The sequence below is a fragment of the Planococcus beijingensis genome (assembly GCF_016820615.1).
In the GTDB taxonomy this organism is placed as follows: Bacteria; Bacillota; Bacilli; order Bacillales_A; family Planococcaceae; genus Planococcus; species Planococcus notacanthi.
The window spans coordinates 124,889-142,784 of record NZ_JADHDZ010000001.1 but is presented as its reverse complement, the minus strand read 5'-3'; the positions used below and the strand labels follow the sequence as shown (position 1 = coordinate 142,784).

Sequence of the window (17,896 nt, the reverse complement as noted above, 5' to 3'; positions counted from 1 at the left end):
GTATATTCAAATCAAAAGGACCTGCCAAATTGGCAGGTCCTTTTATGATCATTTGTTTGTGTTCATTTCATTTTGCGAAGCAGATAAAGCAGGTAAGGTGTTCCAATCAATGCAACGACTAAGCCGCTCGGAATGTCTTTCGGCGCAATCAGGATGCGTCCGACAAAGTCAGCCGTCACCAGCAGCAGACCACCAAGCAAGCCCGAAGCAAGCATCAGCGGCAAATGCCTGAAACCAACCAGGCGTCGGGCAATATGCGGAGCCACCAGCCCTACAAAGCCGATGGTGCCGACAATCGATACAGCAACCGTTGAAATGGCGACCCCGATAATCAGTGCCCACACGCGTGTAGACCGGATGTTTAGTCCCAGGCCAGCTGCAACATCATCACCAAAAGTCAGTGTATCCAGACTGCGCGTCAGATAAATGGCCGGCCATACGAAAATGGCCAACAAAATCAACGCGAATTGGACATCTTCCCACCCCTTGCCGTACGTACTTCCTGACAGCCATACCAATGCACTGGCCACTGCCAATTTCGCTTTGACAATAAAGACTTGTGTCGCTGCCGAGCCGAAAGCGGAAATGGCGATGCCCATCAAGGCAACCAGCATTGGCTGGAAATTATTCTTCCAAGCTGTTACAAGAATGATGCCAAGCGCCAGTGCCGCTCCGACAGTTGCACCAAGTGGCATGAATTCAGGCGGAATGGCTGGAAAAATGACCAACAGGAGCATCGCTCCGGCCCCTGCCATGGACGTAACCCCGAGCACACTGGCATCAGCCAATGGATTTCGCAGCACGCCTTGCAGTATGACGCCAGTGATTGCCAGCATCACCCCTACAATAAAGGAAGTCAAAACACGCGGCACCCGGAAATTCCAGACAACCGGCTCCATCCAGGCGAATGTCCAGGCAGAACCGTTAAAGCTTAATGCCAGCACCGTAATCCCTAAAATAATCACCAGTAAAATCGGCACGATGAACTTCAAGCCAATCGGCTTCGTGGTGCCGCCCATTTGCCGCTCTCCGCGCTTCATCGATTTGGCTGTGCGCCATGCCAAATACAAAAGCCAAGGGCCACCGACCAATGCAGTCATCGCCCCTACCGGCACTTCTTGGCCAGGCTGGATCAACCTTCCCAACACGTCAGCACCGATTAAAAAGACACTGCCCCAAATAAAGGAATGGATGAAGATCTGGAGATGCCCACGTATGCCCATCATCCGGACAATGTGAGGCGCCATCAGGCCGATAAAACCAATCGGCCCCACTACACTGACTGTCGCAGCCGCCAATACGATGGCGACGCCCCATGAGACAAGTTTCACCAACCGGATATTTTGCCCAAGGGAAGACGCAATGTCTTCTCCCAGCGATAAGATATCCATTGGTTTAGCCAACAACAACGCACCAATAAACATCAGCAGAATCACCGGTGCCGCAAATTTGACGCCTTCCCAATTCAATTGGACCAAGGTTCCTGAACCCCATAAGAACAAGCCATTAGTTTGATTTTCAAATAATAATTGGAGCGCTCCGGTAATGGAAGCAAAAAGCAGCGAGATGATCATCCCGGTCAACGCCACACGCACCGGTTCCATTTGTTTGCCGGCAAGTCCGACAACCATTAAAGAAGAGAGTACCGCCCCTAATAGAGCCGTGATGAACGGAAATCCACCGACCAAACCCGGAAAAAAAATGGTGGAAATAACAACAAAGAAAAATGCTCCGGCATTTATGCCCAAGGTCCCCGGAGACGCCAATGGATTGTTCGTCAAGGTTTGAAGAACCGCTCCTGACACAGCTAAAGCTCCCCCAGCAAGCAAGCCGATGACAAGGCGCGGAAGCCGGAACGAGACCACAATGTCCTGAATTCTTCCCTCTGTCCAAACGCCTGTCAACAGTTCCGATACCGTATAATCCGCCTGGCCTTGCGTCAGATGAATGACAGAAAGCGCAATAAGCAGGAAAAAGCCCGCTGTCAGAGAGACAGTGGACTTGTTCAGTAATCTTCGGAGCATTAGTCCGTCACCAATACATCAGTGATTTGGTTCATCAATGTTTCAGCAGACAACGGTCCTCCATAAAGCCACGTATCCGCACCTAAATCATACGTACGGCCTTCTTTGACAAAGGCAAGATTTTCCCAGACCGGGTTTCCTTTAAGCTGGTTTTCATAAATATTGTCTGTGTCAGGAACTGTATAGAGGTAGTTGGCATCTTCGTATTTCACCAATCCTTCTGCATTGAATGTGCTGGAACCAAAGACTTCAAATTGATCCGGCTGATGGACATTATTCAGACCGATACGCTCTAAAATGATGGAAGCCATTGAGTTAGGCGTAAAGACACGAATTTCAGGAGCCTGTGCTCCGCTGTAGGCAAGCGTTAAAATAACATCTTTTGTTTTTAAGTTCGCCGCTTCAATTTCAGCAGCCTTTTCTTCATATTGCGCTTCCAGGTCAGTCAAGACCTGTTCGCCCTCGGCTGTCTTTCCTACCGCTTTAGCGATTTCAAGGAAAGTCGTTTCCATTTCCTGATACAGATCGATGCTTTCATCTTCAGGATAAGGATTGAAAATGACAGTTGGAGCAATCGTCTCCAATTGTTCGATCATTGCATCGTGGCGGAAGCTTACACCAATTATCAAGTCCGGTTCCAATGCAGCGATGGCTTCCAGATTCGGTTCCTGCCGCCCACCGACATCGACAACGGTTTCATCCAATTGCGGTTCGATGTTTACGTAATCCCCGTATTCCGCAATATCGGCCATTCCCGCCGGCTGGACACCGACTGCCAATAAATCTTCCGCATACGTCCATTCAAGAACAACCACTTTTTTAGCTGGCGCATCCAACGTCACTTCACCGTTGGTTCCTTGAATCGTCACTGGCTCCGCTTCTTTCGATGGCGTTGCTGTTTCTTCTTCAGTTGATGAACAAGCTGCTAATATAAGTATAAGAAATGCTGCTATGACCAGTAATAATCGCTGTTTCATTTTGTAATCCCCCAAGCGTTTTGATAACGATTCTCAATACGTCTTTATTCTAGGTCTATCTGTCACATTTGTAAAGTGTTTTCTAGCAAACGTAGTGAAAATTGTTCTCATTTGATAAGAATTTATGCTATAGTAACGGTAACGAAAATCCTATCAATGAGATTACAGCACTAGATATGGAGGAATTCTGCAATGACAACAGCGGTCAAAACCAACGATTTATCAATTGGCTATACCGATAATCTGCTTTTTGAAAATTTGAATTTATCGATTCCGCGCGGCGAGATTTCGGTATTTGTCGGCAGCAACGGCTGCGGCAAGTCAACGCTTCTTCGCTCGATTGCGCGTTTACTTAAACCTCAAGAAGGTTCTATATTATTGGAAGGCAAAGAAGTGCACAACATGTCTTCACGAGAAGTTGCGAAGAAGATGGGCATCCTTCCCCAATCACCGGTTTCACCGGAAGGTCTGACAGTACATGATTTGGTCAAACAAGGCCGTTATCCACATCAGTCGTGGCTAAAACGCTGGACTGAAGAAGATACGGAAAAAGTTGAAGCCGCTATGAAAGCGACTCGCGTCGATGAATTCCGCGACAAGCCAGTTGATGAATTGTCGGGTGGCCAGCGCCAGCGTGCTTGGATCGCGATGACGCTTGCACAGGACACAGAGATTATTCTATTGGACGAGCCGACTACTTATCTGGACATGACACATCAAATTGAAATTCTGGATTTGCTGTTCGAGCTCAATGAAACGCAGGGACGCACCATTATTATGGTTCTTCATGACTTGAACCTGGCTTCCCGTTATGCACATAATATTATCGCCATTAAAGACGGTGAAGTGTTCGGGCAGGGCACACCAGAAAACGTCATCAATTGTGACTTGGTGCGTTCGGTCTTCGGAATGGAATGCCAAGTATCCAAAGATCCATTATTCGGCACTCCCCACTGTGTTCCGTTCGGCAGAGGACGCTGCATCGTTCCTGAAATCCGGCAAGCATTGAGCAGTGCCCAATAATGGAGAAACTCGATCTTTTTCAAGTTCATCTCCGACCGAATGCTACTGGATTTATGAATTTATCTGAAGGTATGGAAAATCGTTCTCTTGAACTGATCGCAAAAGTTCGCCAAGAATCCGGAGCACCCACTGAAGCCGTAGCAACGTCTGTCTTCATGCGGCGCTTCGGTTTTTTCATGTCCGCTCAGCTCTATTTATTGGCACATCAGCAAGTATGGGCAGGCCCGCTCGATGAAATCCATTTGACTGACGCCGAATATGGCATTGCTTTCGAACTGGATGGGAAGTGGATGAGGCCACGCCAGGAAGGCGACCTCGAAATGGTGTTAAAGGAATATGGATGGCCAGTTGTAGAGCAGTTCCGAAAAATCGGACCTGTTTCTAAACTGATTTTGTGGGAGAACATCTGGGGATATGTTATCTGGATGTATGGCATGGAAGATTCAGCACAGGCACAACAGGATCTCCAGGATTTATTGACGGATTCATTTTGGCAGCCCGAAATGCGCAAATCGCATTTCAAGCAGTTTTTGGACGGACACAGTCTGGAACAGTCACAAGCCGAGTACAAACGCGTCACATGCTGCCTCTACAAAGAGTTGCCCGAAACAGACAAATGCCCTTATTGCCCTTTACGAAAATAAACGCCCCGCTGTTGAGCAGGGCGTTTTCCTTTTGTATCTTTCACGTCCTTATTTCAGAAACTCCAGCCGATTGCCGAATGGATCAAAAATAAAAAAACGTTCGACTCCGGAAATGCTGTCGTCTTCCTTCACTTCAACATCGTTGGCTGTCAAATAATCTTTCAGTTCAACGTAGCCCCTTACACGGAATGCAGGATGTGCTTTTTTTGCTGGCGCAAAAGGTTCTTCAACCCCCACATGCAATTGCTGCTCGCCGAACTGGAACCATACTCCGCCTCTTCCTTTAAGAGGCTCCGGTTTTTCAATTTCCAGCATGCCCAGAATGCCAGCGTAGAATTCTCTGGCGGCCGCTTCTTCGCCTGCAGGCGCTGCGACTTGTACGTGATCGATTCGTAAAATAGAAAATCCCATCTTATCACTCCCTCTCCACAAGTTTAGCTAATTTAATTTAAAAAGAATATGCAATTGTTTTTAAGATTTGCCATAAGATAATCCTATCACTTTGCAAACGATCTCATTTTGCCGTAGCATGAAAAATAAAGAGGTGATTCAGATGACACTTCCCCAACAAGCCCGCTATGCATTGAGCAACCAATCAGTAGCAGTGGACCGCCCCCTGCAACAACCGCTCAGCCAAGACATCCCGGCTATGATCGAAGAATTGAAAACTTGGTGCGGAACCGATAATGCCGGAGTAGCAGTATCTTTTTTCTTTCGCCAGTATTCCTTGTTTGTCACTGCCCAATTCGGGCTGATTCATCAGTATGGCGGTTATTTTTCGGTTCCTTGGCGCGAACTGCAATTTGATCGTGTCCATAACTACGGTTTGCCGCTTCTGCAGACACATGTACAATCATCAGATTTCCAAATGATTGCACCACATGAAAGACATCAAGTATTTCACGAAATTCTCTACCGGCAAGTCGATGAGTTGCTGAATGAATTCAAGACATACATAAAAATATCCCCCATCACTTGCTGGGAGAATGTGCTGGGCTCAGTTCTATGGTTTTACGCCGGAATGGAGTCCCGGGATCCACGAAAAGCTGCCGAAGATATGGATTGGCTATTGGATTCCGCAAATTGGAAACCCGTCAAAACTTCTTATATGGCCAAGCTCCTTGGTGATAAATCGTTGCAGCAAGCCGTTTCCAAGCCCCTCCGCAAAACGTGCTGCTTGTATAAAGAATTGCCGTCTTTTGATACCTGTACATTTTGTCCAAAACCTAATTAAAACACCTCAGCAAAATGCTGAGGTGTTTTAATTAGACTTCAAATACTTCATGAAGGATTTTACCGGGGTCGTTGTTGATCAAATTTTTATATACGCAGCTGGTCGGTTTCTTTTGCAGCGCTTTTGAGAATGATTTGGCATGTTCTGCTTCCCCAACCACATGAATTTCTTCCCATTTGCGTTCTTTCTTCAATTTCTCGATTTTGCTGCCCATGTCTTTGTAAAAGCGTTCGAGATTCTCTTTTAAGCGATGGTCCAACTCATCAACTGGGCTTCCGCCGCCGCTGCCGCCAATAACCGGACTGTTGCCTCCAGCTGCACCGCCGCCAGTCGAACCAGCTCCTGATCTTCCCTGGATACGGCCGGAACTGCGTACCCCTTTCTGTTCTGTCCATACTTCTAGTCCAGCATCAAACTCATAGAAGAATTCTTCGTTGATGATCCCCATTGAAGTATCAATTACACGGATTCCCTTAAAGCTGGGCAAAATGATGCCCGCGTAAGGATACGCTTTATACATATATCGAAGCTCTTCTAAAACTGGCTTAGTTTCCCAATGAAAACTTGTTTTAACTGGAACCTGCACATAGTGCACGGACCAGAGATCGTTATGCGGTGATGCAAAAATAACGACACCCTTTTGGAGGTCGTTTTGGTTGTCCAAAATTTCCTTCTCCACTTTTTTTCTTAAGGTTTTATAAGTCTGCATTTCTTTTTCATCATTGGATGCTTTTAAATATTCGTCTAATCGTTTTAATCCATTTTTCAGATGGATTTTCCAAGCCCCGTTTTGGGCATTCAAATCAGCTGGATTGGTATTCAGATAAACACTTAACACGCAACGGTCTGGACATTCAAAACTTTTCAATTCCTGGATTTCGTCGTATAAAGTCATTCATTCATCATCCTCCTTGTATTCCATCCTTGTTACTTGATTACCCTGAAGAACTTTATTTAAACGAATCTTCTGAATGATTATCAGAACAACGTTTAAAATCTTCGAGCAGTGGTAAATAGAAAGTACGACAAAAAACTATAAGGGAGTGTGTAATAGAATGGAAAACATCAACAAACAAGTTGAAGACAAATTAAAGAACACAGATGACAAGAAAAAAGAGCAGATCTTAGCTGACTTCTCCGTATTCATCAATTACTTGGGCGATAAGGTGGAAATCGGTGAGAAGATGGGCTTGAGTGAAGAACGCATCGCCCAGTTGGCCGAGAAAGTAGCTGGATATTTAGCTAAAAAAGAAGATCCGAAAAACAGTGAAGAATATTTATTGCAGCGCTTATGGCAGGTTGGCGATAAAGAACAGCAGCATATGCTCGCACACATGCTTGTGAAATTGGCGAAAGAGCAAAACTAAATCATAAAAAGGCCTTCCTCAATGGGAAGGCCTTTTTTCATAGAGTTTGAACATCAACAAGTAAACAAAACCGCTGGCAAGCGCAAGCAAGCCCAGCACACCAAACGTCCATACAAAACCGAACCAGGCCGTCATCGGAATTGATAAAGGTGCAATCATCCGGCCAATTGTATACCGCAGACTCGCCGCTGCGAAATATTGGCCGCGCATGTCCTCTGGCGCCAATTTGGAAATGAAGTTCTGTTGCAGCCCGACCACCATCAATTCCGCAAAAGTAAAGACAGCCATCGCAACCACGAACATCCAGAACCAAGAAGTTAACGGGAACAGCCACATTGCCAATCCGTAGAAAGCAGCCGAAGTGAAGAACACCCATTTCTCAGGGAACTTGGTCATCCACCGGGTGATAATCACCGTCAACAACGCCACAAACAATCCATTTTCAGCTAATAAAATACCAAAGGAAGTTTCTCCTGTGACGGACCACTCACGCCCAAAAAGTGAGGCAACCGTCTGGCTGTCGATCGTTTCTTTCAAGTAGACCGGAATCAGCAAGTCCAATTGCATAAAGGTCTGGGCTCCTAAAACTCCTGCGATGATGAACAATAAAAACAGCCGGTCTTTAAAGATCAGTCCATACTCTTTAAATTGTTTCGAAATTGCTCCGACCCACCCTGTTGCCGTTTGGGATTGCCATTTGTCCACCATTGCCTGCGACAAGGTTTCTTTTGTCAATAACCTCAGCACTAGGCCCAACATCATCGAAATGGCTGTAACGGCCAACAACAATTCAAAACGGTAAGAAAAGAACAGCACGGCGCCGAAAAGCGGACCTACTACAACCGCAATATTCAAGGTTGTATAGAAAATGGCAAAAACATCACTGCGGTATTTTTCCGGTACAACATCCGCAATCATGGCTTGGCTAGCCGGCCAATAAAGAGATCCGCACATTCCAGCAAGCGTAAATGCCACAAATCCGAGTTCTGGAGATTGCAGCCAAGGTGAATTGGCAAATGCGAAAATCAGAAACGACAATCCTTGAGCGACGGAAGCCACCACCAGCATACGCCGGCGTCCGAAGCGATCCGCGCAATAGCCGCCCACCAGGTTTGCCGCCACAGAAAACACTTGGGAAATCACCAGCAGCAAACCCGCTGTCCCTTTGCCGAACTCTTCCGCAAAATATATCGCTAAAAACGGGAATACCATCCAATAACTTGTATTCATGAAAAATTCGCCTACAAGGCGAACTTTTAAACTTCGATCCCAATCCTTCAATCTCATTCCCGTTTCCCCACGTTCGTCTTTATGTCACCATTGTTTTGACAGAGGTGCTGTTACATCAGCTCCAATAATCGGTAGCTCAAGCAAATATCGATCATCAAGTCTTTTCGCTCTTTGGCGAATTGAATGGAGATCCGTTCTTTGTCGCGCTCAATAATTTTTCCCGCACCGAAAACACGATGCCGGACTTGGACTCCTTCACGCAAGTCATCTTCTGAATCGATGGCATTCGGATTATCCGGTACTTTTACTTTAATCGGCGTTTTTACAGCTGTGCGCTGTGGGCTCACTTGCCGTTTTTCAGGGATGATCAAGTCACGCACTTCCCCCACAAACCGAGATTCGCTGTCGTAGCTGATCAGTTCCAAATGATTTTTGGCCCTCGTCATTCCCACGTAAAACAGACGGCGCGCTTCTTCCAGCGTATCAGGTGTTTCCGCATCTTCTTCTGTCGGAATGACGCCTTCCACTAAATCAATCATGTATACCCGTTCAAACTCCAAACCTTTAGAGCTATGGAAAGTCGACAAGGTCAGCATATCGTCGGTTTTTTCAACCTTAGCCTGCTGCGTCACCTGCTCCAATTGTTTCAAACGTTTCGCAAAAGCTGTCATGGATTCAAGTGGTTCTGCAATTTGTTCCAATGTCGTTAAAATCTGTGCCAAGTATGTCATTTTCATACCGAATTTTTCGGCTCGGCTTGCCAGCATCTGGTCATAGCCCATTTCGCTTCGAATCGTTCGGATAACTTTCAATGGCTTCATGCCATTCAGCGCAGCGAACCATTTTTTCTGCTCAGCCAAAATGCGTAACTGGTAATCTTTCAAAGTAATGGTCAAATTGATTTCATCAAAAGCATTCTTGCCTGTCGGTTTCATGCGGCTAAGCATCTTCAGCTGGCTGCCTGACCAGTAGGCATTGGTTTTCGAAGCGACTTTAGAATAGATGTCAATGCGTTCGGGCTTTAAGCTGAAGCGCATAAAATTCAGCATGTCTTCCACAATCCAATGAGAGAAAAAGCGGTTATCGGCATCTTTCATGTAAAAAGGGATACCTAAGCGTTCAAGCTCGCTCATCAGCAGCGTAGAAGATGAGTTGTTGCGGTAAAGAATGGCTACATCTCCGTAATCACTTAATTCCTTGAGCTCTTTCATCAGGTATTTGAACTGGGCCTCTTCAGAACTCAACCGCTTTAACACAATGGGATCGCCTTCGGGTTGCTTAGTGAACATATTTTTGTCATGGCGTTTTTTATTGGTTTTGATAAATTGGTTGGCGGTGTGGACAATGTTCTGTGAAGACCGGTAATTGCGCTCCATTTTCATAATATAAGCATCGGGATAAACTGTTCGGAACTTCAACAGATATGTCGGTTCGGCAGCTCTCCATGTATAAATGGACTGGTCATCATCGGCGACGACACAAAGGTTTTTATGGCGGGCCACCAGTTTTTCCACGATGGCATGCTGGATTAACGAAGTATCTTGGCTTTCATCCGTCATGACGTAATCCCAGCGATTCTGGTATTTTGCAAGTAAGGTTTTATCCTTATCAAGTCCCTCAAAAGCCAGCGATAACATATCGTCAAAATCAACTAACCTTACGTCATAGTTTTCTTTAAAGGCTTCATATGTTTTTAGAATTTCGATGGCTCCTGGAAAAGGTTCCTTCAGTTTGGCCCACTGTTTCCTGGGAAGCATTTTGTTTTTGACAAAACTGATAAAGGAAATCAATTCCTCCAATTGATCATCAGTGATCGGCTCGTCATTTTCAGTTTGGTACATTTCACGAAGCAACTTTTTCTTATGAAGGCCATTCGTTTCACTGCCTTCTATCATGACGTACCGTGACCCTGAAAAATAATCACGGGTAATCTGAAACGCTAAGCTATGGATCGTCGAAAAATCAATCGGCTGCAAAGTAGGGAAAAACCGTTTATACCGCTCGAGCATGTCATTTGCTGAGGCTTTACTGAAAGTAATGGCTTTGATCCGGTGCGGCGATACCCGTTTTTCTTCGATGAGGTAACCGATACGCATAATCATTGTCGTTGTCTTGCCAGATCCCGGGCAAGCGAGCAATAGCAACGGCCCTTCTGTTCGCTCTACCGCTTTTCGTTGTATCTTATTTAATTGGACTCCAAGTTCCTGTTTTTTGCGTTCAAAGAATTGGCTCATTGTAAGAGACTCCTTCATTTTTCAATACCCTTATATTAACACAAAAACGGACCCCAATTAACGGGTCCGTTTCTCTTCAAGCAGATGAAATACAATGTTTTTTTAGTTTTAATGCCTAGCAGAGCTGGACAGGCACTTTCGCTTTTCTTCATTGTCCAGACTCCGGCAGCCAGATTCTAGGGTCATAAGCCACTCTGGCTGTGCGGCTGAAAATATGCCGCTTCGCCAGCGCGTCTTATGCCCGTCGAATCTACACGGCTGCCTGCGCTTTTCTTCATTGTCCAGACTCCAGTGCCTAGCTCTTTGGGTCATAAGTCAACCCAGCTGTGTGGCAAAATGCGCCACTTCGCTGGTCTGCCTTATGCCCGGCAGAGCTGACAGGCACTTTCGCGTTTCTTTCATTGTCCAGACTCCAGTGCCTAGCTCTTTGGGTCATAAGTCAACCCAGCTGTGTGGCAAAATGCGCCACTTCGCTGGTCTGCCTTATGCCCAGCAGAGCTGGACAGGCACTTTCGCTTTTCTTATTGTCCAGACTCCAGCAGCCAGTCCCTCGAGTCGCTTCAGCCTTTCCAGCAATGGCACAGAAACGCCATTACCGGCAAGGCTTCCAGCGCTTGTCGGGACTACACGGCTGCCTGCGTTTTTCTTCATTGTCCAGACTCCAGTGCCTGGCTCTTTGGGTCATAAGTCAACCCAGCTGTGTGGCAAAGAGCGCCACTTCGCTGGTCTGCCTTATGCCCGGCAGAGCTGACAGGCACTTTCGCTTTTCTTCTTTGTCCAGACTCCAGTGCCTAGCTCTTTGGGTCATAAGTCAACCCAGCTGTGTGGCAAAGAGCGCCACTTCGCTGGTCTGCCTTATGCCCGGCAGAGCTGGACAGGCACTTTCGCTTTTCTATTAAATAAAGTTTTTTTCGTCTGGTTTGCTGATGGGATCTGCGTTTCGTTTGTCTTTTCTGGATGCCGGGTCTTCGTAATGACGGTCATCCAGCTCAACAGCCTTTTCTTCCCGCTCTTCTTCTATGATACGGGGCCCTTCTGATTCGAGCTTGTCTTTTTGAATTGCGGTTTTCTCATTTTCGGGCAGTTCAAATGCATCCTGTGCATCTGTATCGACGTAAAGCAGTAATTTGCCATTCTGCACGTCGCGATAATAATGTTCGGATTCATTTTCATCAATGCCCATATCTAAAAATGCTTGATGGACTTTTTGATCACCAGTTAAGAATGTCGCAAATCGGTCTGCCCATCCACCTTCAGAGGCGTGGGCCTCTACATCTGACTTTCCTCTGACCAGCGACAATTGATTGTCGGATTTAGCCATAATATACATATCTTTTTCCAGATAACCGTCTTTTTTCAGTTCCTCGATTTTCTGGAGAACATTTTCTTCCGTATCATACGTTTCGATAATTCGATTTGGCATCATCATCGCTCCTTTAAGGGGTTACTGTATTTTACCCTCACTCAAGGAGTGCGAAACAATGCCTACTTTCCGGAAAGAATCTCACAAACCCGTCCGACTTGTCCGTCTTCCAGACGCACTTTGATGCCATGCGGATGAGTTGCCGAGTTGGTCAATAAATCTTTGACCACACCACGTGTTTTTTTACCAGAACGCTGATCCTGCTTTAAAATCACATTCACTTCAATCCCTGGTTTTACATCACTTCTTTTTTTACCGTCCATATCTATCCCTCCTTGCTTTCTTCTATCATACGCTATTCCTAACAGCTGAACAAAATTCTTCAAATCAAAACCAATAATGGCCATCAATCTTTTGCTCTGCCGTCACCCGCTCTTTGGGCCCTCAAACTTCCAAAAATCCATAATAAAAAGGCGGGGAATATCCCCCGCCTTCAAGCATTCCAGCGATTATAAACGATCGCGGTCTGTACGGTCTGTACGGTTTTTGCGCGTTAACTCATCATCCGTCAAATTGGTATCTTCATCGATATCCGCTTCTTCACGGCGTACAGTTTCATTGACAGTTTCCGTGTCCTGGACTTTGCGTTTGCCTACCACAATCTCTTCAGCAACTACGTCTTTTTTCGTTACTTCGACGCGTTCTTCTGTTACTGGAATGTGGATGTTTTCGCCTTCTTGATAAGCATCTCCAGTTAAACCGGAATCTTTGTCAAACGAATTCCCTGTGGTTTCTTCATTTACAGGCCGGCGTTCTACATAGACTTCTTCGCGTTCTACAGGCACTTCGATTGTTTGGTTTTCTTCAACAACGTGTTTGCCGACATTTACTTCACCGGTTTGTACACGTTCTTTGTCAACATTCAAACGCTCTTCATGCAAGCGAAGTTTTTCTTCTTCCGTGCCTGTGCGGTTAAGGTCTGTATCTGTACGGTTCAAATCACGATTTGTGTCATCAAATCGGTCTGTGCGGTTGACGTCGTCCACCGTACGATCTGATCCTAATCCGAAGCCTGTGCCTGAATCTCTTCCGACACCTGCAGTTTCTGATGTGCCACTGCTGAATTTATCGTCTTTTTTATTGTAGTAAACATCATTTTCTTCATTTGTGTCGACTGTTAAGCCGTCTCTTCCCACTGCCTCATCGTCTTTATGAGTTCTGGCTGATCCTAATCCAGAAGCTCCGGCAGCTCCAGCTGCACCCATTGTGCCAGCTGCACCGCTTGTAGACGTATTATCGTATGGTGCTTTGCCTTCATAGTTCGCGCCGTATTCACGGTCTACAAACAATAAGATTTTGCCGTTCTGTACTTCTTTGTAATAACGGTCAGCTTCTGCTTCATCTACACCCATTCCTGAGAATGCCTGGCGTGTAGGTTCATCACCTGACAAGAAGCCCATGAACTTATCCATCCAGTTTCCTTCAGATGATTTATAATCTACATCTGTGCGTCCCCGGACCATTGAAATCTGATCTTTGTCCCGTGCCATTACGTACATATCTTCTTCGCGGGAACCTTGTGCTTTCAGTTCCTCGATTTTTCTTAATACTTCCGTTTCGCTGTCGAACGTTCCCATAAATTTATTGTTGGCCATTTTCTATTCCTCCAATTTTTTATGCGTATTTTGAAAATGCTTGCTTAGTTTAGAAAATACCCGACAGGACTTTTCTTAAACATGTTGATATTTAAGAATTTAATTTCCGTAAACTTTTTCTCTTAGTCGTTTTGTCTGTCCCAGTGGCGATGGGCGGTAATCGCTTCAAGGAAAGACGAAGCAAATTCGGAACCAGCAGTTGCTGCGACTACCCCCGGCTGGTTTTCAATATGTGCTGCTTCCAGCCATTGCTGGCCATCGTGTGTAGCACCAATCGGTTTGTAATGGTCAAATGCTTCACCGATATAGCGTGCTGCTTCCTTGGCGAATTTTCTGCTGACATCCGGACCGCCCACTGCATAAATGGCATCATAAAGCACCGGATCTGTGGTATTGAAAGTATGGTCGGCGGTGATTCCCTTGCCGCCTGTACCTTTCAGTTCGCCTTGCATTTCACTGACCACTTCGTATTGCACACCTTTCGCCTGCAGCTCTTTAAGGACATTCAACACTTCTTCTTCGTTAAAGCCATTGTCAATCAGCACACCCACTTTACGGGTCGCTGGAGATTTCACTGTATTTTCCAGACTAAGTGCCGGCGACGCCTTTGTGACATTCGAGCCACCGCTTGCCGGAGGTGCAACTCCAATGTTTTTAGCCACGGCCTGTGCCATTTCCAAGTTGACGTTAGTGAACATCTCAACAGCACCTTCACGAATCCAAGATTCCTGGCATTTGCCAAGTTCAAAACTGAACGCCTCAATAATATGCTCTTTCTCTGGGGCAGTCATGCTGTTCCAGAACATCGTGGCTTGAGAAAAATGATCGTTAAAACTTTCACTGCGCGCACGTACTTTGCGTCCATCCACTTTCTCCTGATAATGAGAATAGCCGCCTTCCGCTTCGCTTACTGGAGCAGGTGTACTGTTGGTGAATGAACTTTTCTGATAAGAAACCCGCCCCTTATTGATCGTTTGGCGTCCGACACCATCCCGTTGGTTATTATGGAAAGGGCAAACCGGCCGATTGATCGGAAGTTCATGGAAATTCGGACCGTTCAACCGAAGGAGTTGGGTGTCCGTATAGGAGAACAGACGTCCTTGAAGCAACGGATCGTTTGAAAAATCAATTCCCGGCACTACATGTCCAGGATGGAATGCCACTTGTTCAGTTTCCGCAAAGACATTATCCACGTTGCGGTTCAGCGTCATTTTACCGATTAATTGGATTGGAATTTCTTCCTGTGGCCACAATTTCGTAGCATCCAGCAAATCAAAATCAAACTTGTATTCATCTTCCTCAGCTACAATCTGAACGCCCAACTCCCATTCAGGGAAATCCCCTTGCTCAATGGAATCGTATAAGTCCCGGCGATTGAAATCCGGATCTTTTCCGGCGATTTTCTGTGCTTCGTCCCATACGAGCGAATGAGTGCCCAGTGTTGATTTCCAATTGAATTTGACAAAATGCGACTTGCCTTCTGCATTGACGAAACGGAAAGCATGTACACCAAAGCCGTCCATCATACGGAAACTGCGCGGAATCGCGCGATCAGACATCAGCCACATCATCATATGAGCCGTTTCCTGATTATTGATGACAAAATCCCATAAGGTATCATGTGCACTGGCTGCCTGTGGCATTTCGTTATGCGGCTCCGGTTTCACAGCGTGGACAAAGTCTGGAAACTTGATGGCATCCTGGATAAAAAACACCGGCATGTTATTGCCGACCAAATCATAATTTCCTTCTTCTGTGTAAAACTTCGTCGCAAACCCTCTTACGTCCCTGACGGTTTCTGCAGAGCCCTTTGACCCGGCAACAGTGGAAAACCGTACAAAAACAGGTGTTTTCTTGCCTTTTTCAGAAAGGAACTTGGCTTTCGTCAAATGCTCTAAGGAATCATATGCTTCAAAGACACCATGGGCTGCATAGCCTCTCGCATGAACTACGCGCTCAGGTATGCGTTCATGGTCAAAATGCGTCATTTTTTCCCGGAAATGGAAATCCTCCATCAAAGTGGGGCCCCGTTCTCCAGCCTTCAATGAAAATTCGTCTTCGGCCATTTTCAACCCCTGATTGGTCGTCAGGCTTTTCCCGGAATCATCTGTCCGGTATTGCTCCAATTGTTCATCTTTGCTGTTTTCATTTACTTCAGGACTTTTCGCCATTTTGCCACTCCTTTTGTTTTTATATTCTTTCTTTTACTACCCTGTCTTCTTTCACAGCACACCTCAATTTAGATTTTCTCCAATAAAAAACTCCACAAGCTTCGAGAGCCTGCGGAGTTCCTTATTAAAAAATGCTTAAATCCCATTCTTTTGATATTTGCCGCAGCATCATCGTTCCTGCTGCACTGTTTCCCTGCACATCAATCGCGGGGCCATAGACACCAATTCCCGCTCCTGCACGGAATTCATAAGTCTGTGAATGAAGTTTTGGAGGAACGGCAGCCATAATGCCTCCTGATACCCCACTTTTTGCCGGAATCCCGACATGCGCTGCAAAATTCCCAGAAGAGTTATACATGCCGCATGTCACCATTAGCACCTTCGCCACTTGTGCAATTTCTTCCGAGAAATGTTTTACTTTTGTGATCGGGTTGTAACCGTCATAAGCGATGATCAAACCGATCAGCGCCAAATCCTTTGTGCTCACTTTGATGGCGCATTGGCGAATATAAATATCCAGCGCTTCTTCCACTTCAAGCTCCAGAAATTTAGCTTCCTTCAAATAATAAGCGAGTGCCCGGTTGCGGTGGGATGATTGCCATTCCGAGTCATACACTTCCTTATCCAGTTCCAACGGATGGCCGACCAGTTTTTCCAGGAAGTGCAAGAGGTACTCGTATTTTTTCTGGCTCGTTTGTCCGGGAAGCAATGCTGAAATCGTGATTGCTCCTGCATTGATAAACGGATTGAAGGGCTTGTTCGGCCGATGGATTTCAAAAGGGATAATCGAGTTGAACGCTTCTCCGGTCGGTTCGACATCCACCCGTTCCAGTACAAATTCCAAACCGTAATGGCAGCTCAATGCGATGAATGTCAATGCTTTTGAAATGCTCTGGAGGGTAAATTCTTTATCCGTATCCCCCGCGCAATAATAGTTTCCTTCATCATCAACCATGCAGATCCCCAGTTGGCTCGGATCTTCTTTCCCTAGTGCCGGTATGTATTGGGCAGTCGTCCCCAATACAGCATGGCCTTTGTTTTCTTGGACCCAAGCTTCTAATTGTTCTTGAATATGCGGATTGGTTTGCATTGCCATCCCTCCTTAAGTTACTTTCTTCCTATCATGAATGAAAGCAACAGCCTTTGTCAAAAGCCACTGGCCTGCGTAAAGAACACATCAACCAATAGATGTGTTCTTTACCAAAGACAAACTGCACCTCAAGTGATGGTTCACTCTAGGTGCAGTGTGTCATAAAAGATTTTATTAACGCTTATCGTACCAATGTTTAGCGGCCTCCACTTCAGGCATCGTCAGTTGATGGCCAAAGTCTTCCCAATGCAATTGGACGTCCGCCCCGGCACCAGCCAATAATTTTTCCAAGTCTGTTGACTCTTCTGCAGGACAGATCGGGTCGTTGGTGCCCGCTGCAATAAACACCGGTACACCCGTTAAATTCGGCAATTCGGCATCACGATTCGGCACCATCGGGTGATGCAAAATAGCCCCTTTCAGCGAATCCGCATACGTAAACAGCAAGTTTGCTGCAATATTGGCACCATTTGAATAGCCGATTGCAATAACGTTGCGGCGATCAAAACCATGTTCTTCAGACGCTTGACCGATAAATTCATGCAGTTCTTCTGTACGGATTTTTAAATCCTCCATATCGAAGACACCCTCTGACAAGCGTTTGAAAAAGCGCGGCATGCCGTTTTCCGACACATTTCCACGAACACTCAATACAGCCGCTTCCGGATCAATATGAGCGGCAATGGCCAATAAGTCGTTTTCGTTTCCACCTGTTCCGTGAAGCATAAGAAAAGTCGGTTTTGCAGGATTGCTGCCTTGTTGAAAAATATGTTTCATTAGTTGAGAACCTCCAATTATAATGTCGATAAGTTGAAATGAAGAAGCAGATTTCTGTAGCTTGAAACGTATTAGCATTTAGTTTACTTAATAGTTCTATACCTTTT

The 17,896-nt window shown here is 45.9% G+C and carries 17 protein-coding genes; 4 read left to right on the top strand and 13 right to left on the bottom strand.

From position 1 onward, the window contains the following. Window positions 1-62 precede the first annotated feature (62 nt). On the bottom strand, window positions 63-2,024 hold the full coding sequence (locus IRE19_RS00755) for an iron ABC transporter permease (RefSeq protein ID WP_203338963.1): 1,962 nt from the start codon (window positions 2,022-2,024) through the stop codon (window positions 63-65). Continuing rightward, a complete protein-coding gene (locus IRE19_RS00750) occupies window positions 2,024-3,001 on the bottom strand; it encodes an ABC transporter substrate-binding protein (protein ID WP_203338962.1) in 978 nt (325 codons plus the stop codon). The genes IRE19_RS00755 and IRE19_RS00750 overlap by 1 nt, the downstream gene beginning before the upstream one ends. 192 nt (window positions 3,002-3,193) lie before the next feature. Between IRE19_RS00750 and IRE19_RS00745 the strand changes: the two genes are divergently transcribed. After that, window positions 3,194-4,024, top strand: coding sequence for an ABC transporter ATP-binding protein (locus tag IRE19_RS00745; RefSeq protein ID WP_191715039.1), 831 nt, complete (start codon window positions 3,194-3,196; stop codon window positions 4,022-4,024). Beyond that, a complete protein-coding gene (locus tag IRE19_RS00740; protein WP_203338961.1) occupies window positions 4,024-4,668 on the top strand; it encodes a hypothetical protein in 645 nt (214 codons plus the stop codon). The genes IRE19_RS00745 and IRE19_RS00740 overlap by 1 nt, the downstream gene beginning before the upstream one ends. Window positions 4,669-4,716: 48 nt before the next feature. Here the strand turns inward: IRE19_RS00740 and IRE19_RS00735 are convergent, their stop codons facing one another. Further along, window positions 4,717-5,079 (bottom strand): VOC family protein, encoded by a 363-nt coding sequence (locus IRE19_RS00735; RefSeq protein ID WP_203338960.1) that lies wholly within the window; start codon window positions 5,077-5,079, stop codon window positions 4,717-4,719. A gap of 142 nt (window positions 5,080-5,221) precedes the next feature. Here IRE19_RS00735 and IRE19_RS00730 point away from each other — a divergent pair, with 142 nt between their 5' ends. Further along, window positions 5,222-5,902, top strand: coding sequence for a (2Fe-2S)-binding protein (locus IRE19_RS00730; RefSeq protein WP_203338959.1), 681 nt, complete (start codon window positions 5,222-5,224; stop codon window positions 5,900-5,902). A 31-nt stretch (window positions 5,903-5,933) separates the two neighbouring features. On the opposite strand, the gene IRE19_RS00725 is transcribed toward IRE19_RS00730, so the two are convergent. Further along, window positions 5,934-6,797, bottom strand: coding sequence for a VLRF1 family aeRF1-type release factor (locus IRE19_RS00725; RefSeq protein WP_203338958.1), 864 nt, complete (start codon window positions 6,795-6,797; stop codon window positions 5,934-5,936). Window positions 6,798-6,957: 160 nt separating this feature from the next. On the opposite strand from IRE19_RS00725, the gene IRE19_RS00720 reads away from it, so the two are divergent. Beyond that, window positions 6,958-7,269: a DUF3243 domain-containing protein gene (locus IRE19_RS00720; RefSeq protein WP_191715034.1), complete on the top strand. Its 312-nt coding sequence runs from the start codon at window positions 6,958-6,960 to the stop codon at window positions 7,267-7,269. An 18-nt stretch (window positions 7,270-7,287) separates the two neighbouring features. Here the strand turns inward: IRE19_RS00720 and IRE19_RS00715 are convergent, their stop codons facing one another. The 9 genes from IRE19_RS00715 to IRE19_RS00675 all read right to left on the bottom strand — a co-directional run bounded on the left by IRE19_RS00715 (window position 7,288) and on the right by IRE19_RS00675 (window position 17,789). After that, complete coding sequence (locus IRE19_RS00715) at window positions 7,288-8,556, bottom strand: MDR family MFS transporter (RefSeq protein ID WP_203338957.1); 1,269 nt, start codon at window positions 8,554-8,556, stop codon at window positions 7,288-7,290. 53 nt (window positions 8,557-8,609) lie between these two features. After that, a complete protein-coding gene (locus IRE19_RS00710; RefSeq protein WP_203338956.1) occupies window positions 8,610-10,733 on the bottom strand; it encodes an ATP-dependent helicase in 2,124 nt (707 codons plus the stop codon). Between the two features lie 483 nt (window positions 10,734-11,216). Further along, window positions 11,217-11,384 (bottom strand): hypothetical protein, encoded by a 168-nt coding sequence (locus IRE19_RS00705; RefSeq protein ID WP_203338955.1) that lies wholly within the window; start codon window positions 11,382-11,384, stop codon window positions 11,217-11,219. Between the two features lie 244 nt (window positions 11,385-11,628). Continuing rightward, window positions 11,629-12,156: a YflT domain-containing protein gene (locus IRE19_RS00700; protein ID WP_203338954.1), complete on the bottom strand. Its 528-nt coding sequence runs from the start codon at window positions 12,154-12,156 to the stop codon at window positions 11,629-11,631. 62 nt (window positions 12,157-12,218) lie between these two features. Continuing rightward, window positions 12,219-12,419, bottom strand: a complete 201-nt coding sequence (locus IRE19_RS00695) for a YwbE family protein (RefSeq protein ID WP_191715030.1) — start codon at window positions 12,417-12,419, stop codon at window positions 12,219-12,221. Window positions 12,420-12,605: 186 nt separating this feature from the next. Continuing rightward, entirely contained in the window at window positions 12,606-13,751 is a 1,146-nt protein-coding gene (locus tag IRE19_RS00690) for a DUF2382 domain-containing protein (RefSeq protein WP_203338953.1), read from the bottom strand. Between the two features lie 122 nt (window positions 13,752-13,873). Further along, complete coding sequence (locus tag IRE19_RS00685; protein ID WP_203338952.1) at window positions 13,874-15,922, bottom strand: catalase; 2,049 nt, start codon at window positions 15,920-15,922, stop codon at window positions 13,874-13,876. A gap of 124 nt (window positions 15,923-16,046) precedes the next feature. After that, window positions 16,047-17,012 carry a glutaminase gene (locus tag IRE19_RS00680; RefSeq protein ID WP_203338951.1) on the bottom strand — a complete coding sequence of 322 codons (966 nt, stop codon included), beginning with the start codon at window positions 17,010-17,012 and terminating at the stop codon, window positions 16,047-16,049. Window positions 17,013-17,186: 174 nt separating this feature from the next. Further along, window positions 17,187-17,789 (bottom strand): alpha/beta hydrolase, encoded by a 603-nt coding sequence (locus tag IRE19_RS00675; RefSeq protein ID WP_203338950.1) that lies wholly within the window; start codon window positions 17,787-17,789, stop codon window positions 17,187-17,189. Between the last annotated feature and the right edge of the window lie 107 nt (window positions 17,790-17,896).